An 18,302-nucleotide genomic window follows, 5' to 3' on the forward strand; every position below is an offset into this window, starting at 1 on the left:
AAGAGGAAAGAATCTGTGATTCCTTTCCCATTTTCCTTTTATTATTGGATATGGGGAGAATTCAATTATGCCTGCGAATGTCTTGATTAACTTTAACGTTACGAATTTTTAATGTAGCAATGTTTCTTGCTGCTCGATGAAAAGAAAAGGGAACAATCCATTATAGAGGATCGTTCCCTTTTTAAATTTTGCAGTTTTTTGATTCGGTCACCGTTTCTCAATCGCAATAATAAATGGTGGATTGTTTTGCTGATTGATAAATTGATATTGCAAAACATGTGCACCTTTTTGGTCCAATTGTTTCACAAATGAAAGGAGCGCATCTCTTTCAACGGCTCCTTCTTGATGTCCATGATAAACGACGAGCACAATGATGCCCTCAGGAGCCATTATTCCTAGTAGCTGTTTGATGGCGGAAATCGTTGTTGAAGGTGTGGTTACAATCACTTTGTTTCCTCCAGGCAAATAGCCCAAGTTAAAAATAGCTGCTTTTATTTTTCCATGGTGAGATTCTGGGATACTGGTCATAATATGTTCATGCCCCTTATGGAACAAAGTAACTCTATCGGCGAGCTGCTCATCCGACAAACGATTCCGTGTGTTGAAAATGGCCTCTTCCTGAATATCGAAACCATAAACCATCCCAGATTCACCAATTAAACGAGCTAGAAACAAGGTATCATGCCCATTGCCAAGCGTAGCATCAACAACGCAGTCACCGCAAGACACTGCTTTTTCAAGTAATTGCCGGGCATATGGCAAAATTCCATCAAGCTTCATGCTTGCATCTCCACTTGATTCGGCTTATAAAATCTACCCTGCCAGCTGTTTCTGCGCTTTAATTCCGCATCAATCGCGTTAAGGACTTCCCACTTATTTACGCTCCACATTGGACCTACCATTAATTCAATAGGACCATCGCCTGTAATACGGTGAATAATCATTTCCGGTGGTAAAATTTCTAATTGGTCACAAACTAAGCTTACATAGTTTTCAAAAGATAAGAACTCAAGCATGCCCTTTTCGTATTGCTTCACCATTGGTGTTCCTTTTAAAAGGTGAAGCAAGTGAATTTTGATTCCTTGGACATCAAGCTTGGCCACTTCTTTGGCAGTTTCCATCATCATTTCTGGCGTTTCTAGCGGGAGGCCATTTATGATATGTGTACAAACGCGAATGCCATGCTTGCGAAGCTTTTCTACGCCTTCAACATAGCATTTGTAATCATGTGCCCGGTTAATCAGAAGAGCTGTCCTTTCATGAACCGTCTGCAGTCCAAGCTCTACCCATAAATACGTACGTTCATTCAGCTCGGCTAAATATTCAACCACATCATCTGGAAGACAATCTGGTCTTGTAGCAATGGATAAACCGACAACACCTTCCTGCTGCAGTACCCTTTCGTACATATCTCTTAATACCTCAACAGGTGCATGGGTATTTGTGAAGGCTTGGAAATAGGCCATATATTTTCCATCTTTCCATTTGTGATGCATTTTTTCTTTAATCTCATTAAATTGTGTTTCTAAATCATCTGCCCGGTTACCGGCAAAGTCGCCTGAACCTGCGGCACTGCAGAATGTACAGCCGCCATGTGCAACTGTGCCATCACGATTCGGACAATCAAAGCCGCCGTCAAGTGCAACCTTAAACACTTTAAAGCCAAATTCATTTCGTAAATGGTAATTCCATGTATGGTAACGTTTGTCGTCAGCGGCAAACGGAAAAGGATGGGTCTTAGTCATTCGCAAAACCTCCTAAGTTTAAGTCTTTTCGAAAATACTGCATAAAAATAATCATAACACGAAGTAATCATGATAGCCAAAGTAAATTGTTTCAAGTGAAAATGCCAGCAATTTATATAGTAGGAAGCGAAAAATATGAACAAACTAATGGATGAAGCCTGATGCTTCTTTATAACCCATTCTGATGTAGGAGGGGAAATGATGGCAACTCGTGAATCGATGGATAAGCTTATTCAGCAATGCGAGGATGCAATTCGCTTTGCCCAAGACCAATATGAAGAAGGCAGACTGCAAGCGCATTATAACGATGAAGGATACACTTATGCGCTCCAATCTCTTGAGAATGCGTACAATGATTTAGCAAAGATGGCACTTAGCGCAAATGCACAGCAGCGAGAACAACTTCATCGAATGAGGCTCCAATTGCAGCAGCTCCAGAACCAGATGATTACTCTTCCGCATGAATAGGAGGGAATAGCTTGGTAAAAAAACGCTCAAAGCAGAATAACCCTGAACAGAAAACAAAAAATGGCGTCAATAGCAATGATTTAGAATTAGGCAGTGATTTTGATTTGGTTAAGCAGGCGAAAAAACTGTATGAAAAAAAAGGACAGCCTGTTAAATCTAAATTCCACCCTGAATAAGGAATAAAAGCCTTGATGCAACTCACGCATCAGGGCTAATTTTTTGTCTAGATCTAAACAGTGTTGAACTCGAGGTTACAAGACAGATAGGTAAAAAAAAACTTTCCGAGTGAACCGTCGGAGGTGGCCAATCCACTTCAGCAACTCTACTTGCAAATTATTCCTCGTTCACAAAGTGGTAAAGAACTTACAGAAATAACGTGCGTAATGTCACAGATAAACAAGCTTATAAAATGGTTTAAATAAGGTAAGCGATTAAAAATGGTATGAATGTGTTAGAAAAACGGTTTTTCATTTCTTAATTTTAAGATGTGTCGATTCTTTTCTAAAAGGGTTCATGTGAAAATATTCACAAAATGTTCATAATATAGCGTTTCTCAGTGGAAAGGGTGTCAAATGATGAAAAAGAGAATCTTAACTTGGATAGGGATGATAACTCTGCTCCTGAGTGTACCAGGCTACACAAGAGCGGATAATCAAGCAGCTATCCTCAAAATGGAAGAGTTAAAGGTTCAAGTTATGCCAGAGTATGCCAATCATCCAAAGGATAAAGAAAAGGATCATCCTTCTTTATTAATTGGATATCATGGCACATTAATCAATCCTACAGATCAACCAGTAAAAGGACAAATCGAGATCCCCCTTCCAATGGATGAGGAGGGTTTTCGAATTGGATTTGTCGCTGATTATAATCGTGATTTAACTGAGCTGAATGAAATCGAATATGAAATGGATAAAGAAAATCGTACGATCTCGTGGGAAACAAGTGAAGACATACAGCCAAATGAGCCATATAAATTTGTTATTGAATATTATACGAATCAATTAATTGTTAATAAAGAAACAAAGAAATTAACATACCAATTTAAAAGTTTTGCTGATATCGGTCTTGTCAGTGTGCTTTTTTTAGAGCCATTGAAGTCCGAGAGCTTTCAGTTATCACCTTCAGCAGATTCCCATCAGGAAAATGGATACGGAATGAATATGTTCTTATATCAAATTCAAGGGATGAAGCCAGATGGGACCCAAGAAATTCAGCTTGAGTACAAGCGCTCGGAAACAAAAACAACGATGGAAATAATGGAAGAAATGACCGGAAATCCAGAGCATGCAGAAAAGGCAATACAGAAAAATGAAACACTTCCAATTTGGAAAATCCTTACTGTTGTTGGAGGTGTAAGTGTTTTCTCTGCAATCTTTCTTATTTTCTTCATGAAAAGAAAAAGAGCATCTCAGCAGATTCACAATAAACAGTCCGGAAAGATACAGCAAGATGAAAAAGTGAAGAAATCGCGGTTACGAGCAATGCTTTTAGAAGGGAGTATTTCTCAGCAAGAATATGATGAATTGCTAAAAAAACTAGGGGGATAAAAAATGTCTAAAAACAAAAAAATTATTTTTGGTTTGTCACTTTTTGCAGTCGCAATTATGATTATGTTTTTTTCTACTATGCCGAGCGCAGGAAGCAAAGAGATTTCCATTGAAGAATTGCTTACTAAGAACTATAAGGACGAGTACGTTCTGACACAAGGACTTTTAAAAGAAGATTCAGTCAAATGGGATGCCGACAAGATTGAATTGACATTCGAAATTGTTGATGAAGAAAGCAGTTCACCCCTTCCAATTATTTATAAAGGGGTGAAACCAGATAATTTTTCAGAGGATGTCATTGTGATTGTGGAAGGGTTTATCAAAGATAATGGCGTGTTTGAAGCTGAAAAGGTACAGACGAAATGTCCTTCAAAGTATGAAGGCGAAGATCCAGAAAATTATGACGCGGAAATGCATAAAAATATGAACGAAAAAAAGCAGAATGAATAAGACAAAGCGGGTGACAACATGTATTTAATCGGTAATATCGCGCTCATACTAGGCATCGCCATTTCGTTATACTCTTTAGCAGCAAACATCATCGGTATAAAAAGAAATGATAGAAAATGGCTGGAAAGTGCTAGAGGAGGAATCTTATCCCTTGCTTTTGTAACGAGCATTTCCGCTTTCCTGCTATTTTATATTCTTGGTACGAGCCAATTTCAATTCAAATATGTAGCAGCCTATACAAATAATCAGCTGCCGCTCGTTTATAAGCTTGCCGCTTTTTGGGCAGGAAATGCAGGGTCATTGCTCCTATGGGTATTTTTATTAAGTATTTATGCAGCTGTTATTGTGTTAAATAAGAAAAAACAAAACAATATGATTCCGTATGTTTCAAATATTTTATTGTTAAATATGCTATTTTTCTACATTGTGATGATTTTTAACGCAAACCCTTTTGAGATGACAGAGATGATTCCCGCAGATGGAAAAGGGCTGAATCCGATGCTGCAAAATCCTGGAATGGTCATACATCCAGTCACTTTATATATGGGATATGTCGGACTTGCCGTTCCGTTTGCTTATGCCATTGCCGCTTTGCTCATGAAGAAGATGGATGCAGGGTGGATTAAACTAACGAGAAGATGGACATTAACTGCATGGCTTTTTTTAACAATCGGCAATATTGTCGGTGGATGGTGGGCGTATCTTGAACTTGGCTGGGGCGGTTATTGGGCATGGGATCCAGTAGAAAATGCCTCCTTCCTTCCTTGGTTGACTGTATCTGCTTTTCTGCATTCGGTTATGATTCAGGAACGCAAAAACATGCTCAGAACTTGGAATATAAGTCTAATTATCTTGTCTTATATTCTCTCACTTTTTGGTACTTTCCTTGTTCGAAGCGGCATTTTAACAAGTGTTCATGCCTTTGGTGATAGCAATTTAGGAACCTATTTCTTAATTTTTATGGGCTTTATGATGATCTTTGCTATTTATGTTGTGATTACTCGTTATCAGCTGATTAAAAAGGAAAGCAGACCAATTGAGGCTTATTTTTCAAAGGAGAGCAGTTTTTTATTAAATAATTTCATTTTAGTTGCTGCTGCATTTGCTGTTTTCTTTGGAACGATGTATCCGCTGATTTCTGAAACATTGACAGGAACAAAAGTAAATGTGGGCGCCCCTTATTTTAATAAAGTGATGGCACCAATCATGCTTGCCCTTCTATTTTTAATGGCCATTTGTCCACTTATTTCATGGCAGAAGGCGGTTTTCGACCGGTTTATAAAAAGCACGCTTGTTCCAATAATTGTCGCCCTTCTATTCGCAGGATTTCTTGTAGCAATGGGTGTGAAAGGGATATATGCCATTATTGGACTGACAGTTACAGTATTTATGTTTAATGTACATCTTGCTGAGTTTTGGCGAGGGATTAAAGCTAGAAGAAAAGCAACGAAGGAAGGATTTATAAAAGCAGCCTTTCAATTGACAAGGAAAAACCAGCGAAGATATGGCGGCTACATCGTTCATATTGGAATCGCGGTTATTGCAGTAGGTGTTATTTCTTCTAATGCTTACTCTGAAGAGATGATGAAAACGGTGAATCAAGGTGAAAGCTTTACATTTGGAAATTACGAGCTTACCTTTAACGAGCTGACTGAAACACAGGAAAAAGGAAACGGAATTGTGGCTGCTGAAATCGATGTTAAATATAAAGGAAAAAGCAATGGAACCATCCATCCGGAGAAAATATTTTATGGCACATGGCCTGAGCCTTCTTCAGAAGTTGCAATAAAAACGAATTGGAAAGAGGATTTATATGTCGTGCTTAGTTCATGGGAAAGCAAAGAGAAAGTGACATTTGTTGTGAAAGTTAATCCCTTTGTCAGCTGGATTTGGGCAGGAGGCATTTTGATGATGATCGGAACGGCCATCGCACTTATTGGAGGAAAAACGTCAGCCTTTTTTAAAATGAATAACCGGCAGGCAGGTGTTCATGCATGAAAGAATTAACGAGGAGGCAAATGATAAAATGCTCACTCGCAATGATAGTCTCTATCATTCTGATTGACCTAGGTTTTGATGAAAAAAGAGTAAAAGCAAATTCAAAATTTGATTACAATTCCAAGGAGTTCCAATCTATTATTAATCAGTTAGATATGCAAGGACATGCAGATCATGATATTTCTACATGTTCCATTAAAAAAGTCTATTATGAGGAAGTTATTGAGGCATTAAATCAGGGACAATCTGAAAAGGAAATCCTTCAATCCTATATTGCTGAGTATGGGCAAGCGGCATTACGGACACCGGCAGCAGATGGCAGCGGGATCATCGCTTGGATCACTCCAGCACTCGGGTTTTTACTAGGGGCCGTTATAGTAGGCTTCGGCATTAAAAAATTAACAAATAAAAATGGAGACAAAGAAGCGGTACCCTTTGACTGTGTCGAAATGACTGAAACGGAAAAGGAAATTGTTGAAATTACCTTTGAAGAAGAGCGGAGAAAGCACTTTTGAACAAAAAGGAGCAATCATTATGGATTACATTTTTTTACTCCTAGGATCAGTGATTATTATAACTTGTTTTTACTTTATCGTTTCTCCTTTTTTTAGTCGAGGTGGAGAAACCTATAGTAACTTTGAAGAAAATGAAGCAGAAATGCCTTTAGAAATGATCTATACAGCAGTAAATGAATTGGAAATGGATTTTCTTATGAAGAAGCTGTCCAAAAATGATTTTGAGAGGTTCAAAAAGCAATATCACATACTTGCAGCTAGTTATTTAAAATCAGAAACAAAACACAATAAAAGCCAGCCAAAGGGAAACGGAGATTTGGATATGGTTGATCGTGAAATTCTAAAAGAACTGAACAAAATACGAAAAATAAAAAAGGGATAAAGGGGTGATTGAAATGCCTCCATATCATCCGGATTGGCTTATTAATTTTTGGCTGGGAACACCTTTTCTCAATATGTTTGACCCTCATGCAGTATTACTATTTCTAGTTGTTGTTACTGTTATGACTTTCATTATTAGAAGAAGAAGCCTTGCCGATAAGCAAGGGTTTGATACGGATGAAAATCAATTTCAGCTGCTCTTAAAGAAGAAGGCAGTAATTGAAAAACAAATGGCGCTGCTAGAACAGCAAAAAGTGCAGGGAGAGATTACTGATGAGCATTATTTTACAAGAATGAAAGAATACGAAGTTCATCTTAAATATGTAAAAAGTGAGCTGCATCAATTTACTTAATTGCTGCCTATTCTCGCAATCGGAAAGAGTTGAAATATATGCTGGAGCTAAAAGATATCACAAAAATAATTGGGGATAAGATTATTTTAAAAAAATTCTCTCTGGCCTTAGTTCCAGGGGAGAGCGTGGCTGTGGTCGGACCAAATGGTGCTGGGAAGAGTACTTTTTTTAAGCTTGCTGCAGGTCTGATGCAGCCTACAAGTGGGGAAATTCTTCTGAATGGAGAGCAAATAAAGAAGAAAACACATCTTTTGAAAAAAAGAATCGGTTACCTCGGACATGAGTCTTTTTTATACAGCGCGTTGACGCCATTAGAGAATTTACAATTCTACGGTAAGTTATATAAGGTGAAAAATATTGAGGAAAAGAGTTTGGAGCTGCTTAAAGCAGTAGGTCTCCATTATTTTAAGGATATACCTATCCGTTCATTTTCAAGGGGAATGATCCAGCGATTGGCCATTGCTCGCGTTCTTCTGGCAGATCCCGAATTCCTCCTTCTCGATGAGCCGCATACTGGTCTGGATCAAGAAGCGGTCACCTTGCTAAATCAATTAATTAAAGAGAGGCAGGAACAGGGGATTTCGATCCTATTAATTTCTCATGATTTCGAACAGGTGATAAAAGTTTGTGATCGGGTGCTTATATTAAATAAAGGAAGGGTGATTAGTGATAAGAATATTGACTCACAAGAAGAATTGATGCCCTTTAAGAAATGGTATGAAGCGGCGGTGAGCGGCAAATGAGGATGATTCTTGCAGATGCCTTGACGATTGCTGCGAAGGACTTGCGGAACGAATTGAAGTCGAAACAGACCATTGGAATGATGATTATCTTTTCAAGTTTAGTCATCTTAATTTTCAGCTTTGCATTTGATCCAACAAATAATACGGTAAAAGCGATTATTCCTGGCCTAATTTGGGTTATTACGATTTTTTCTGGTCTGCTTGGGCTAAATCGCTCATTCATTTCGGAGCATGAGAATGATAGCTTAACAGGATTGAGAGTGGCACCAATTGATCCATCTAGTATCTTTCTTGGCAAGGTGGCTGCTAACCTAGTTCTCGTTTTCATTGTTCAGATGATTAGTATTCCCATTTTATTTCTGCTTTTTGATTATCGATTTCATGGCGATATGATTTGGTTTCTATTAATAGTTCTTACAGCAACCATTGGATTTATCGTCATTGGAACGTTTCTCGCGGCCCTTGCTGCCAATGCGAAAAATAGTGAAATGCTGCTGCCAGTTCTGCTATTGCCGCTGCTAAGTCCATTAATGATTGGCGCCGTTCAGGCAACAAAAATTGTGTTAGGACAGGAAGGCATTCAGGACGCCTTTTCATGGCTTCAGCTTATGGCTGCGTATGATCTATTGTTTTTTTCAGCTTGCTTTTTCTTATTTGAATACTTAATGGAGGGATCATAAATGAAACAGCGGTCTGCGTTTGTTGATCGAGTGCTGTATCTACTGCTCGTGCCAGCAATGTTTGTTTCCTTGTATTTAATTTTTATTTGGTCGCCTATTGAAAAACAAATGGGTGCCTCTCAGAAAATATTCTATTTCCATGTTAGTACGGCATGGGTCGCATTCCTAGCATTCTTTGTTGTTGGATATTACTGTGTTTTAACATTAAAAAGACCGACAGAATCCCGTTTTATTAAAGCAGGAATTTCTGCAGAAATAGGTGTAGTTTTTACAACTATTACTCTATTAACAGGGATGATTTGGGGGAAGTCAGCCTGGAATACTTGGTGGACTTGGGAGCCCCGATTGGTAACAGTCCTAATTCTGTTATTCATCTATATTGCTTATTTATTTGTTCGAAAAATGGAGGGCACGTGGGAAAAAATTGCGAAGCTTTCCGCTGTATTTGGAATTATTGGGTGTATCAATGTACCGATTGTATTTATGGCTATTCGCTGGTGGAATACGAAGCTTCATCCAGTCGTTTTCGGTGAAGGGAAAAACCAAAGTGGCGGAGGCGTAGAGCCTGAAATGCTGGTTACTTTATTATTCTGTATTGGTACGATTACTTTGCTCTATTTATTTATGATGCGTAAAGGCATTGAAATTGAAAAAATGCGTCTTACTGTAAGAAAAGCAAAAGCAAAAGTGATTGAAAAATTAGCAAGTTAATTAGGGGGAGAACAATATGGGTTATTTATTTATGGCGTACACGATTATTTGGGCTTTGCTTGCAGGATATATCTTCATTCTAGGCAAACGCCAAACGGATTTGAAAAAAGAGCTTAAAGTTCTCGAAGATTGGAAATCAGAACAATAAAAGCAGGTGAAGGCGGATGAGAAAAAGGGTAATTCCAATCATCGTATTAGTTATTGTTGCAGGTGTCCTTGGAATCCTCATCAATGGGATGAGCGGCAAAGTGTCGGCAAGTCCTGGTGATGAGGCAATTGATTTTCAATTAAAGGATACTGAGGGAAAGGAATATCGATTAGCTGACAGCAAAGGGAAGATCGTTGTTTTGAACTTTTTTGCCACTTGGTGCCAGCCTTGTATAGATGAAGCACCCGAGCTTGAGGCATTTGGAGCTGAATATGAAGGTGCCGAGCTTTATATCATTGCAAAAGGCGAAACAAAAAAAAGAATAGAGAAATATAAAAAAGAATCAAATTCAAAATTACTCTATTTACTTGATACGAAAGAGGAAATCTCGAAGAAATACAATGTAATTGGACAGCCAGAAACAATCATTATCGATGAAAATGGCGTCATTTTTGAAAGATTTTCAGGTCCGACAACGAAGAAAAACTTGATCGAAATAATTGAAAGTATTCACTAATCTTTGTTTAAAATGCTAAATCAGCATTTTAATATATTGCTTTTTCATTATTTTTTAGAGGAGGTGAAAAAGATGAGAAGAATGCTTAAAAAGCTGTTGGCCATTGACAAGAGACTATTAATATTTATTGGACTATTTGCGGGGATTGTTCTATCAGTTGTTACGGTGAAAACCTTTGCTTATACAGATTCGCCTGATTTCTGTCAAAGCTGTCACATCATGAATAGTGCACATGATACCTTTGCAGATTCCACTCATGCGACACTTGCTTGCAGTGACTGCCATTTGCCGCATGATACGTTAGCGAATAAGCTCGTATTTAAAGCGAAATCTGGCCTTGGCCACGTTTATTACAATACGCTAGGGGCAGAAAAAATTCCTAATGTGCTAATTGCAACAGAGGGATCAACAGACGCAATTAATCAGAACTGTATTGATTGCCATGAGAGTACATTGGATAATGTTTCTCACGATGCGAAGGATAGCTGTTCTAGCTGTCATCAGGCAATTCCGCATGGCAATGGCTTTAAAACAGAGGATTATTTTAAACCGCCTAAACCTGGTGAGCTTTTAGAAAACAAAGGAGGAACGATGAACAATGGCTAGGACTTATAGATGGTTATTACTTTCCCTGGCTGCTGTCATACTGATTATTACAGGCTGTTCAAGCTCTGATGCTACCACTGCGGCAGAAGATGCGAAGACAGGATTATCCAAAGATGAAATCAGCAATGAGGCGTTTAAAGATTTATTCCCGCTTCAATATGACAGTTATCAGAAAAATGCAGATGATACAAAGGATACTAAATATAGCGGTTCAGTTAAACGCAGTAAGTTCGATCCAGATAAAGAACCATATTTGCCTATTCTTTTTAATGGGTATGGCTTTGCAACCGACTATAATGAAGACCGCGGACATATTTATGCAAATGAAGATGTACGTGCGACTGCAAGGATTACGGATAAATCAATTGGATCTTGTTTGACATGTAAATCAACGGCTGTTCCGCTAATGATTGAGGAAATGGGCGATGACTATTGGGGAAGCAACTTTAATGATGTCATCTGGCCAAAGGCAGAATCTATGGGGCATTCTCCTATCGGCTGTTCTGATTGTCATGATCCAGAAACAATGGATCTACGCATTACTCGTCCAAGCTTTATAAAAGGGATGGAAGCACAAGGGATTGATATCTCTAACGCAACGAAAAATGATATGAGAAACTATGTATGTGCACAGTGTCATGTGGAATATCATTTTGCAGCAGAAAATAGTGAAGTTACATTCCCTTGGAATAATGGCTTTAAACCAGAGGAAATGTATCAATACTATGAAACAACAGCAAAAGAAAACGGATTTAATCAAGATTTTATTCATAATGTTTCGGGAACACCAATTGTAAAAGCGCAGCATCCAGATTTCGAAACACATATAGAAGGACCGCATGGAAAAGCTGGCGTAACTTGCTCTGATTGCCACATGCCATATGAACGTGTGGATGGCAAGAAGAAAATTAGTTCTCACTGGTGGCAGTCACCGCTAAAGACAATGGATAAATCTTGTGCAACCTGCCATAGCGATCGGGATTTAGAAGATTTAGAAAAGCGTGTTGGCGAAATTCAAGATACACATATGGCTGCATTGCATAAAGCAGAGGATATTTCAATCAGCTCGCATTATTATGTGAATAAAATGATTACTTCCGGTGTTAGTGAAGAAAAAATCAAACAAGCACAGGAGCATGTTCGCAAAGGCCAATGGTTCTGGGACATCATTGCTGCTGAAAGTGGAGCAGGCTTCCATAATCCGCAAGGTGCTATGGATTCTTTAAGAGTATCTAGTGAGGAATCGAATAAAGCGATCCAAATTGCAACCGAAGAGCTAGTTAAGAAAGGCGTAAATATAGAAGAGTTAAAAGAAGAGATTGAAAAAGTGAAGAAGGCTGTTTCTGAAGAAAAAGATAACGCCAAAAAGAAAGTGCATGCGACCAACAGCTACTTTCCGGCCCAGCAGCCTCCTCCAAAATAGAAATAAGTAAGCTATGAAAACACTGTACAAACTAAGTTTGTACGGTGTTTTCTTTATTGTGTCAAAATGTTGAATAAGTGTCAATTAACTCACTCCATATTCTAAATATTTCACAATTAGAGTTTTCTGAATTTTTATATTTAAATAGCAGGCGAAATACTTATTGCAAGGACCATAAAAAAGAAATAAAATTTACTTTGGAATGCGAAATAAAGAGGATTTTACGTTCACATATAAAAGTATGATCAACAAATTTTTACGATAGAATGATCTTGTGGAAGCGACCTAATTAAGGCGCTTTCCGTTTTTCTATGAAAGGGGCGTTCTTTTTCATGCCACGTGTCTTATGGCTTTTAGTTATTGGGATGGCAGTGAATGTAACAGGCTCTTCTTTTTTATGGCCTTTAAACACGATTTACATTCATGACCATCTTGGCAAATCATTGTCAGTAGCAGGAATCGTGCTTATGTTGAACTCAGGGGCAACGGTTGTCGGAAATTTATTTGGAGGAGCACTTTTTGATAAAATTGGCGGGTACAAATCGGTTCTGCTCGGAATTGGAATCTCATTATTCTCACTAATTGGCTTAACCTTTTGGCATGGCTGGCCAATGTATGTTGTTTTCTTAACGATCGCTGGTTTTGGGGCAGGAATCGTATTTCCATCGATGTTTGCGATGGCAGGCTCTGTTTGGAAGGAAGGAGGAAGAAAAGCCTTTAATGCGATGTATGTCGCGCAAAATTTAGGGGTGGCAGTAGGTGCCGCACTTGGAGGATTTGTTGCTTCTTATTCCTTCCAGCTAATCTTTTTAGCAAATACGCTTATGTATGTAATTTTTCTTCTTATTGCGGTGTTAGGATATCGAAAGATTAATACGATTTCAGTTTCACAAAGTTCTATTTTAAAAGAACATTCGGGTGTGAAAAACCATACAAAGCTATATGCTTTATTAGTATTGTGTGTAGGTTATTTGTTATGCTGGGTTGGATACGTTCAATGGCAGACGACGATTGCAGCCTTCACACAGGAGTTAAATATTACATTAAAACAATATAGCTTCCTTTGGACAGTTAATGGCGCATTAATTGTGCTTGGTCAGCCGCTAGTCAATATTTTCGTGAAGCGAATTAAGTCACTAAAAACACAAATTATTTTAGGTATTATAATATTTATCGGTTCATTTGCTCTGACAGCAGGTGCAAAAGAGTTCTCCATCTTTCTTACGGCGATGATTATTTTAACGATTGGTGAAATGTTCATTTGGCCAGCCGTTCCAACCGTCGCTAATGATTTGGCACCAAAGGGAAGGGAAGGCTTTTATCAAGGGATCGTCAATAGTACTGCAACTGGAGGAAGAATGATCGGACCATTGCTTGGAGGGGTTTTAGTCGATGTTTACGGAACTTCCATGCTATTTACAGTCCTCATTATTTTGCTTGTCATTTCAATTTTTACTACTTTGATTTATGATCGAAAAATTAAAGAAAAGAAACAATTGGCACACGCGTCCTAATTAAAAAACAGCAGCGGATTCTAATAGATGAATCTGCTGCTGTTTTTAGTTTTTGGAAAATAGAACTGATAAAGTTAAAAGAAGCCGATGATTCCCGTTTAAAGAGGAAAAGTTAGGTCAGCGGTAATCAAAAGCACTATACGGCTGTTTGCACACTTGTTTCTCTACAAACACGACTTCATTGAAGTAGCTCTTTATTCGTATCCATCTTGCTGGATAGGAATGGAGAAATGTTGCAATCGTTTCTTCGGAAAAAATGACGAGGCAATCCAGCTGATTGCCGGAGTGCTGTTTTAAGTCATACAAAAGGGCATGCGGAATGGTATAGTAATTTTTTAATTGCAAAGGATTAAGCTTTATTGCCGAGATTTGGTTTTCTTTTAAATAAATTTGCATTGCCTGTTTCTGTACCTCGATACTCTGCTCTCTAGTAAGATCTTTAGCTTGCCATTGCTCATTTATTATATAAATACCCTTCATTTACATACACTCCATTGAAATAATTAGTATTGTTATGTGCATAAAAGCAGAAAAAAATACTACTCAACAATGAATTATCAGAAAAGTGTGATAAGATGATGGTAAATTATTTTTGATAAGGGGATTTCAATGAAAAGTGCATTATTAGATATACCAATAGATATCGTTGAGACCATTGTGGAAAATGCTTTTGGCTGGCTCGTCGTCGTTGATAAAAAGGGAAAGATCATTTATATAAATAAAAATTACTGTGATTTTCTAGAAGTAGAGCGTGATGCAGTGATTGGGGTACATGTGTCCAAGGTAATAGAAAACTCCCGGATGCATATCGTTGCTGCCACGGGAAAAGAGGAAATTGCCGATCTTCAGTACATAAGAGGGAACTATATGATTGCTAATCGCATTCCAATTATTTCAAATAATCATGTGGTTGGCGCATTTGGGACTGTCTTTTTTCGTGATACAAAGGAATGGATGAAAATGAACAGTCATGTAAAAAGCATGCTGACGAAAATTCAAAGCTATATACAAGAAATTGACCGTAGTGTGAAATATAGCTTGGATGATCTTTTAGGAAGCTCAAAGCAAATCCAGAGCTTAAAGGAAAAGGTAAAATTGATTGCAGCAAGTGATATTTCAGTGTTAATCCGCGGAGAAAGCGGGACAGGAAAGGAATTATTTGCTCATAGCATTCACCAATTAAGCAACAGGAGTCACCAGCCTTTTGTGAAGATCAATTGTGGGGCAATTCCAGAGCATCTTCTGGAATCAGAATTGTTTGGTTACGAGGAAGGTGCTTTTACTGGAGCTAGAAAAGGTGGAAAGAAGGGGAAATTCCAATTAGCAGACGGTGGAACTTTATTTTTAGATGAAATTGGTGATATGCCGATCAATATGCAGGTGAAGCTATTAAGAGCTTTACAGGAGGGAGAAGTGGAGAGTGTAGGGGGAACTGAGCCCGTTCATATTGATGTCAGAATAATTGCAGCCACGAATCGCCCGCTTGAAAAAATGATGGAAGAGAAAAGATTTAGAGAAGACTTGTTTTATCGAATAAACGTAGTGCCGTTTACGATTCCTCCATTACGCGAGAGAATGGAAGATGTTCCTATATTAATGGATTATTTTATAAAAAAAATTACTAAGAAGTCGGGAAAAAGAATTATGTCCATAGACGAGGATGTACTTGAAAGGTTTAATCAATATAGCTGGCCAGGAAATATAAGAGAATTAGAAAATGTGATCGAAGCTTCCATACATTTAACAAACAAGGAAGTGATTACATTAGAATCCCTTCCGGATTATTTGAAGGAGTCAGCACTTTTTCCTGTCGGAAAGAAAAAATTAAAGGAAATCCTTGAAGAGACGGAAAGGCAAATACTACTGCAAAGCTTGGCAAAATTCGAGAACAATAAGCTTGAAGCAGCAAAGGCATTAGGGATTAGTAAGTCATCATTGTATGAAAAACTTAAAAAATATGAAATTGCCCATTTGTAGTCCAGAATTTCGGAATTCTTTCCAGAAATCTGGACTTTCCTAGTTTTCAACAATCACAAAGTATTTTAGGAAGCTAATTCCTTTCTATGATTCCGAATATCTGGAATAAAAGTTCACATAATTTTCAAATTTATCTGCCGCATATTGCTTTTAATTTTTGGCATGCTACTTGCATTAAAGGAGAAAGAGGAGCATTTTGACCTTGCTAGATTGTTATTTCGAAATGTAATCGTTTACAAAAGGGGGATGGAATACGGCAAATAGGTAATTTAAGCTTCAAACTCAAAAAAAGGAGGAACTAAAATGCTTAGCATGATCGGATTAATCGGTGGATTGGCCTTATTAATTTTTTTAACCATGCGTGGAATGAACCTTCTTGTTGTCGGTCCTTTGTCAGCCATATTTGTTGCTGTGTTTAGCGGGATGCCGTTATTTCCGCAGCTAGCTGGGGAGGGAGAAGCAAATCTGGTAGGCAATTATATGTCAGGGTTCTCCGGGTTTGTTACCTCGTGGTATTTAATGTTCCTATTAGGTGCAATTTTTGGAAAAGTAATGGAGGATAGCGGAGCTGCAGATAGTGTTTCTAAGCTGATAGTCGATAAGCTTGGAATGAAGTATGCAGTTCTTGCCATTGTCGTTTCCTGTGCTTTTTTAACCTATGGGGGTGTCAGCTTATTCGTTGTTGCCTTTTCTGTTTATCCAATGGCATTAAGCTTATTTAAGCAAGCAAACTTGCCGAGAAGATTTATACCAGCTGCACTTGCTTTCGGGTCGGTCACATTTACAATGACCTCTGCGGGGTCTCCAGAAATTCAAAACTGGATTCCAATTGAATATCTCGATACAACTCCATATGCTGGCTGGGAGGTTAGTTTAATTGTTGCGGTCTTTATGATGATTTTTGGCTATTGGTGGCTGAAGAGAATGATTACTAAAGCTGTTCAAAGAGGAGAGACATTTATAGCAAGAGAAAAAGATCCTGTGACAATGGACAAAAATTTGCCAAACCCGCTGATGGGAGCAATCCCATTAATTGTAGTACTCGTTATTTCATTCATTTTCCATGATTCGCTTAAACAATCGGCACTAATCATTGCTTTATTAGGCGGGGTAATTGCTACTTACCTATTAAATCGCAAGTATTTCAATGATTTCTGGAATGCAGTTTCTGAAGGAACTCTGGGGGCATTAATTGCCATTGGAAATACAGCAGCAGTTGTCGGTTTCGGCGGTGTGGCTAAGGCAGTACCTGCGTTTGAAATGGCAGTAGAATTTATGACGGATATTCCAGGTAGTCCGTTAATCGGGGCAGCGATTGCAGTTAGTGTTATTGCAGGAATGACTGGGTCGGCCTCCGGTGGACAGGTCATTGCACTTCCGCTTTTAGCACCACACTATATGGATATGGGGGTTAACCCGGAAGCGCTGCATAGGGTCGCTGCCATTTCTTCAGGTGCACTAGATTCACTTCCTCATAATGGGTATGTTGTAACAACGGTTCGTTCCATTTGCGGGGAGAGTCATCAGGATGCCTATGGTGCAGTTGGTGCGGTTACGGTTATTGTACCGTTAATAGGCCTTGGAATTGCAATTATTTTATTTTCTATTGGAATGGGCATCTAAATCTAAGAGTTTCTTTTTCTAGCATCGTTTTTCGAAAGGAGCTTATACATGATTCAGAAAAAGGTAGTTTTTATAACCGGAGCAGCACAAGGCATCGGTTATGAAATGGGAAAAAAATTTGCAGCAAACGGTGCAGCAATCGTTTTAACAGATATCCAAGAAGAATCTGTGAAACGATCTGCCGAAAAATTGCAGGAGGAAGGCTACAAAGCGATTGGACTAAAATGTGATGTCACCTCAGAAAAAGAAATAGAATGTTGTATACAAGAAACCATCCGGCATTTCGAAAGGCTGGATGTTCTTATAAACAATGCAGGGCTTCAGCATGTTTCAATGATTGACGATTTTCCAACAGAAAAATTTGAATTCCTTATAAAAGTTATGCTGACGGCTCCTTTTATTGCAATCAAACATGTCTTGCCAATCATGAGGCAACAAAAATTTGGACGGATTATTAATATGGCATCAATCAATGGGTTAGTAGGATTTGCTGGGAAGGCAGCCTATAATAGTGCAAAGCATGGAGTGATTGGGTTAACAAAAGTGGCAGCATTAGAAACAGCAGAGGATGGGATTACTGTTAATGCCATATGTCCCGGCTATATTGATACCCCTCTTGTCCGTAACCAGCTTAATGACCTTGCAGCAATGAGGCATGTTCCTATTGAAAAGGCTCTTGAAGAGGTTATATTTCCGTTAGTCCCGCAAAAAAGGCTATTAACAGTTGAAGAAGTTGCTGATTATGTTATTTTTCTGTCAGGTGAAACGGCAAGAGGAGTAACAGGCCAGGCAATAGTTATTGATGGGGGATACACGGTGCAGTAAGCGGGGAGAAGGGCAGAAGAACGCTGCCCTTTTTTAAATCCCAAATAATAAATAATATTCTTCCAAAGGAGCACTTTC

General features: G+C 38.4%; 22 protein-coding genes. 19 read left to right on the forward strand and 3 right to left on the reverse strand.

The window, feature by feature from the left end; genetic code table 11:
* Positions 1 to 207: 207 nt before the first annotated feature.
* On the reverse strand, positions 208 to 780 hold the full coding sequence (gene mnmM, locus RUH74_RS06340; protein WP_313799432.1) for a tRNA 5-(aminomethyl)-2-thiouridylate-methyltransferase MnmM: 573 nt from the start codon (positions 778 to 780) through the stop codon (positions 208 to 210).
* On the reverse strand, positions 777 to 1,745 hold the full coding sequence (gene mnmL, locus RUH74_RS06345; RefSeq protein WP_313799433.1) for a tRNA modification radical SAM protein MnmL/YtqA: 969 nt from the start codon (positions 1,743 to 1,745) through the stop codon (positions 777 to 779). The genes mnmM and mnmL overlap by 4 nt, the downstream gene beginning before the upstream one ends.
* A gap of 201 nt (positions 1,746 to 1,946) precedes the next feature.
* Between mnmL and RUH74_RS06350 the strand changes: the two genes are divergently transcribed.
* From RUH74_RS06350 to RUH74_RS06425, 16 genes are all read left to right on the forward strand, one after another.
* On the forward strand, positions 1,947 to 2,213 hold the full coding sequence (locus RUH74_RS06350; RefSeq protein ID WP_313799544.1) for a YtzC family protein: 267 nt from the start codon (positions 1,947 to 1,949) through the stop codon (positions 2,211 to 2,213).
* A gap of 11 nt (positions 2,214 to 2,224) precedes the next feature.
* Entirely contained in the window at positions 2,225 to 2,389 is a 165-nt protein-coding gene (locus RUH74_RS06355) for a glycogen biosynthesis protein GlgD (protein ID WP_313799434.1), read from the forward strand.
* Between the two features lie 396 nt (positions 2,390 to 2,785).
* Positions 2,786 to 3,760, forward strand: a complete 975-nt coding sequence (locus RUH74_RS06360; RefSeq protein ID WP_313799435.1) for a hypothetical protein — start codon at positions 2,786 to 2,788, stop codon at positions 3,758 to 3,760.
* A 3-nt stretch (positions 3,761 to 3,763) separates the two neighbouring features.
* Positions 3,764 to 4,210: a cytochrome c maturation protein CcmE gene (locus RUH74_RS06365; RefSeq protein WP_313799436.1), complete on the forward strand. Its 447-nt coding sequence runs from the start codon at positions 3,764 to 3,766 to the stop codon at positions 4,208 to 4,210.
* Positions 4,211 to 4,228: 18 nt separating this feature from the next.
* Entirely contained in the window at positions 4,229 to 6,208 is a 1,980-nt protein-coding gene (locus RUH74_RS06370; protein WP_313799437.1) for a heme lyase CcmF/NrfE family subunit, read from the forward strand.
* Positions 6,209 to 6,228: 20 nt separating this feature from the next.
* Entirely contained in the window at positions 6,229 to 6,723 is a 495-nt protein-coding gene (locus RUH74_RS06375) for a cytochrome c-type biogenesis protein CcmH (protein WP_313799438.1), read from the forward strand.
* A gap of 19 nt (positions 6,724 to 6,742) precedes the next feature.
* Complete coding sequence (locus tag RUH74_RS06380) at positions 6,743 to 7,105, forward strand: hypothetical protein (protein ID WP_313799439.1); 363 nt, start codon at positions 6,743 to 6,745, stop codon at positions 7,103 to 7,105.
* 13 nt (positions 7,106 to 7,118) lie between these two features.
* Complete coding sequence (locus tag RUH74_RS06385) at positions 7,119 to 7,457, forward strand: hypothetical protein (protein ID WP_313799440.1); 339 nt, start codon at positions 7,119 to 7,121, stop codon at positions 7,455 to 7,457.
* A 38-nt stretch (positions 7,458 to 7,495) separates the two neighbouring features.
* On the forward strand, positions 7,496 to 8,200 hold the full coding sequence (gene ccmA, locus RUH74_RS06390; protein ID WP_313799441.1) for a heme ABC exporter ATP-binding protein CcmA: 705 nt from the start codon (positions 7,496 to 7,498) through the stop codon (positions 8,198 to 8,200).
* Entirely contained in the window at positions 8,197 to 8,880 is a 684-nt protein-coding gene (locus tag RUH74_RS06395; protein WP_313799442.1) for a heme exporter protein CcmB, read from the forward strand. Before ccmA ends, RUH74_RS06395 begins: the two co-directional genes overlap by 4 nt.
* Positions 8,881 to 9,591: a cytochrome c biogenesis protein CcsA gene (gene ccsA / locus RUH74_RS06400; protein ID WP_313799443.1), complete on the forward strand. Its 711-nt coding sequence runs from the start codon at positions 8,881 to 8,883 to the stop codon at positions 9,589 to 9,591.
* Positions 9,592 to 9,607: 16 nt separating this feature from the next.
* Entirely contained in the window at positions 9,608 to 9,739 is a 132-nt protein-coding gene (locus RUH74_RS06405; RefSeq protein ID WP_313799444.1) for a CcmD family protein, read from the forward strand.
* A 16-nt stretch (positions 9,740 to 9,755) separates the two neighbouring features.
* Complete coding sequence (locus tag RUH74_RS06410) at positions 9,756 to 10,256, forward strand: TlpA family protein disulfide reductase (protein WP_313799445.1); 501 nt, start codon at positions 9,756 to 9,758, stop codon at positions 10,254 to 10,256.
* A 72-nt stretch (positions 10,257 to 10,328) separates the two neighbouring features.
* Positions 10,329 to 10,862: a cytochrome c3 family protein gene (locus RUH74_RS06415; RefSeq protein ID WP_313799446.1), complete on the forward strand. Its 534-nt coding sequence runs from the start codon at positions 10,329 to 10,331 to the stop codon at positions 10,860 to 10,862.
* The gene (locus tag RUH74_RS06420) at positions 10,855 to 12,285 is read left to right on the forward strand and encodes an ammonia-forming cytochrome c nitrite reductase subunit c552 (protein WP_313799448.1); all 1,431 of its coding nucleotides are present in this window, start codon (positions 10,855 to 10,857) and stop codon (positions 12,283 to 12,285) included. The genes RUH74_RS06415 and RUH74_RS06420 overlap by 8 nt, the downstream gene beginning before the upstream one ends.
* Positions 12,286 to 12,617: 332 nt before the next feature.
* On the forward strand, positions 12,618 to 13,799 hold the full coding sequence (locus RUH74_RS06425; RefSeq protein WP_313799449.1) for an MDR family MFS transporter: 1,182 nt from the start codon (positions 12,618 to 12,620) through the stop codon (positions 13,797 to 13,799).
* Positions 13,800 to 13,916: 117 nt separating this feature from the next.
* Here the strand turns inward: RUH74_RS06425 and RUH74_RS06430 are convergent, their stop codons facing one another.
* Positions 13,917 to 14,279: a hypothetical protein gene (locus RUH74_RS06430; RefSeq protein ID WP_313799450.1), complete on the reverse strand. Its 363-nt coding sequence runs from the start codon at positions 14,277 to 14,279 to the stop codon at positions 13,917 to 13,919.
* Between the two features lie 129 nt (positions 14,280 to 14,408).
* Here RUH74_RS06430 and RUH74_RS06435 point away from each other — a divergent pair, with 129 nt between their 5' ends.
* The 3 genes from RUH74_RS06435 to RUH74_RS06445 all read left to right on the forward strand — a co-directional run bounded on the left by RUH74_RS06435 (position 14,409) and on the right by RUH74_RS06445 (position 18,224).
* Positions 14,409 to 15,776, forward strand: coding sequence for a sigma-54 interaction domain-containing protein (locus RUH74_RS06435; protein ID WP_313799451.1), 1,368 nt, complete (start codon positions 14,409 to 14,411; stop codon positions 15,774 to 15,776).
* A gap of 303 nt (positions 15,777 to 16,079) precedes the next feature.
* A complete protein-coding gene (locus tag RUH74_RS06440) occupies positions 16,080 to 17,399 on the forward strand; it encodes a GntP family permease (protein WP_313799452.1) in 1,320 nt (439 codons plus the stop codon).
* 48 nt (positions 17,400 to 17,447) lie between these two features.
* Entirely contained in the window at positions 17,448 to 18,224 is a 777-nt protein-coding gene (locus RUH74_RS06445; RefSeq protein WP_313799453.1) for a 3-hydroxybutyrate dehydrogenase, read from the forward strand.
* Positions 18,225 to 18,302: the final 78 nt, after the last annotated feature.

Source organism: Cytobacillus sp. (genome assembly GCF_032154635.1).
Lineage (GTDB): Bacteria > Bacillota > Bacilli > Bacillales > Cytobacillaceae > Cytobacillus.

Bases quoted from the DNA above. Each gene is read 5' to 3' on its own strand.
- mnmM (WP_313799432.1), bottom strand. From the start codon at position 780: ATGAAGCTTGATGGAATTTTGCCATATGCCCGGCAATTACTTGAAAAA.
- mnmL (WP_313799433.1), bottom strand. From the start codon at position 1,745: ATGACTAAGACCCATCCTTTTCCGTTTGCCGCTGACGACAAACGTTAC.
- RUH74_RS06350 (WP_313799544.1), top strand. From the start codon at position 1,947: ATGGCAACTCGTGAATCGATGGATAAGCTTATTCAGCAATGCGAGGAT.
- RUH74_RS06360 (WP_313799435.1), top strand. From the start codon at position 2,786: ATGATGAAAAAGAGAATCTTAACTTGGATAGGGATGATAACTCTGCTC.
- RUH74_RS06365 (WP_313799436.1), top strand. From the start codon at position 3,764: ATGTCTAAAAACAAAAAAATTATTTTTGGTTTGTCACTTTTTGCAGTC.
- RUH74_RS06370 (WP_313799437.1), top strand. From the start codon at position 4,229: ATGTATTTAATCGGTAATATCGCGCTCATACTAGGCATCGCCATTTCG.
- RUH74_RS06375 (WP_313799438.1), top strand. From the start codon at position 6,229: ATGATAAAATGCTCACTCGCAATGATAGTCTCTATCATTCTGATTGAC.
- RUH74_RS06380 (WP_313799439.1), top strand. From the start codon at position 6,743: ATGGATTACATTTTTTTACTCCTAGGATCAGTGATTATTATAACTTGT.
- RUH74_RS06385 (WP_313799440.1), top strand. From the start codon at position 7,119: ATGCCTCCATATCATCCGGATTGGCTTATTAATTTTTGGCTGGGAACA.
- ccmA (WP_313799441.1), top strand. From the start codon at position 7,496: ATGCTGGAGCTAAAAGATATCACAAAAATAATTGGGGATAAGATTATT.
- RUH74_RS06395 (WP_313799442.1), top strand. From the start codon at position 8,197: ATGAGGATGATTCTTGCAGATGCCTTGACGATTGCTGCGAAGGACTTG.
- ccsA (WP_313799443.1), top strand. From the start codon at position 8,881: ATGAAACAGCGGTCTGCGTTTGTTGATCGAGTGCTGTATCTACTGCTC.
- RUH74_RS06405 (WP_313799444.1), top strand. From the start codon at position 9,608: ATGGGTTATTTATTTATGGCGTACACGATTATTTGGGCTTTGCTTGCA.
- RUH74_RS06410 (WP_313799445.1), top strand. From the start codon at position 9,756: ATGAGAAAAAGGGTAATTCCAATCATCGTATTAGTTATTGTTGCAGGT.
- RUH74_RS06415 (WP_313799446.1), top strand. From the start codon at position 10,329: ATGAGAAGAATGCTTAAAAAGCTGTTGGCCATTGACAAGAGACTATTA.
- RUH74_RS06420 (WP_313799448.1), top strand. From the start codon at position 10,855: ATGGCTAGGACTTATAGATGGTTATTACTTTCCCTGGCTGCTGTCATA.
- RUH74_RS06425 (WP_313799449.1), top strand. From the start codon at position 12,618: ATGCCACGTGTCTTATGGCTTTTAGTTATTGGGATGGCAGTGAATGTA.
- RUH74_RS06430 (WP_313799450.1), bottom strand. From the start codon at position 14,279: ATGAAGGGTATTTATATAATAAATGAGCAATGGCAAGCTAAAGATCTT.
- RUH74_RS06435 (WP_313799451.1), top strand. From the start codon at position 14,409: ATGAAAAGTGCATTATTAGATATACCAATAGATATCGTTGAGACCATT.
- RUH74_RS06440 (WP_313799452.1), top strand. From the start codon at position 16,080: ATGCTTAGCATGATCGGATTAATCGGTGGATTGGCCTTATTAATTTTT.
- RUH74_RS06445 (WP_313799453.1), top strand. From the start codon at position 17,448: ATGATTCAGAAAAAGGTAGTTTTTATAACCGGAGCAGCACAAGGCATC.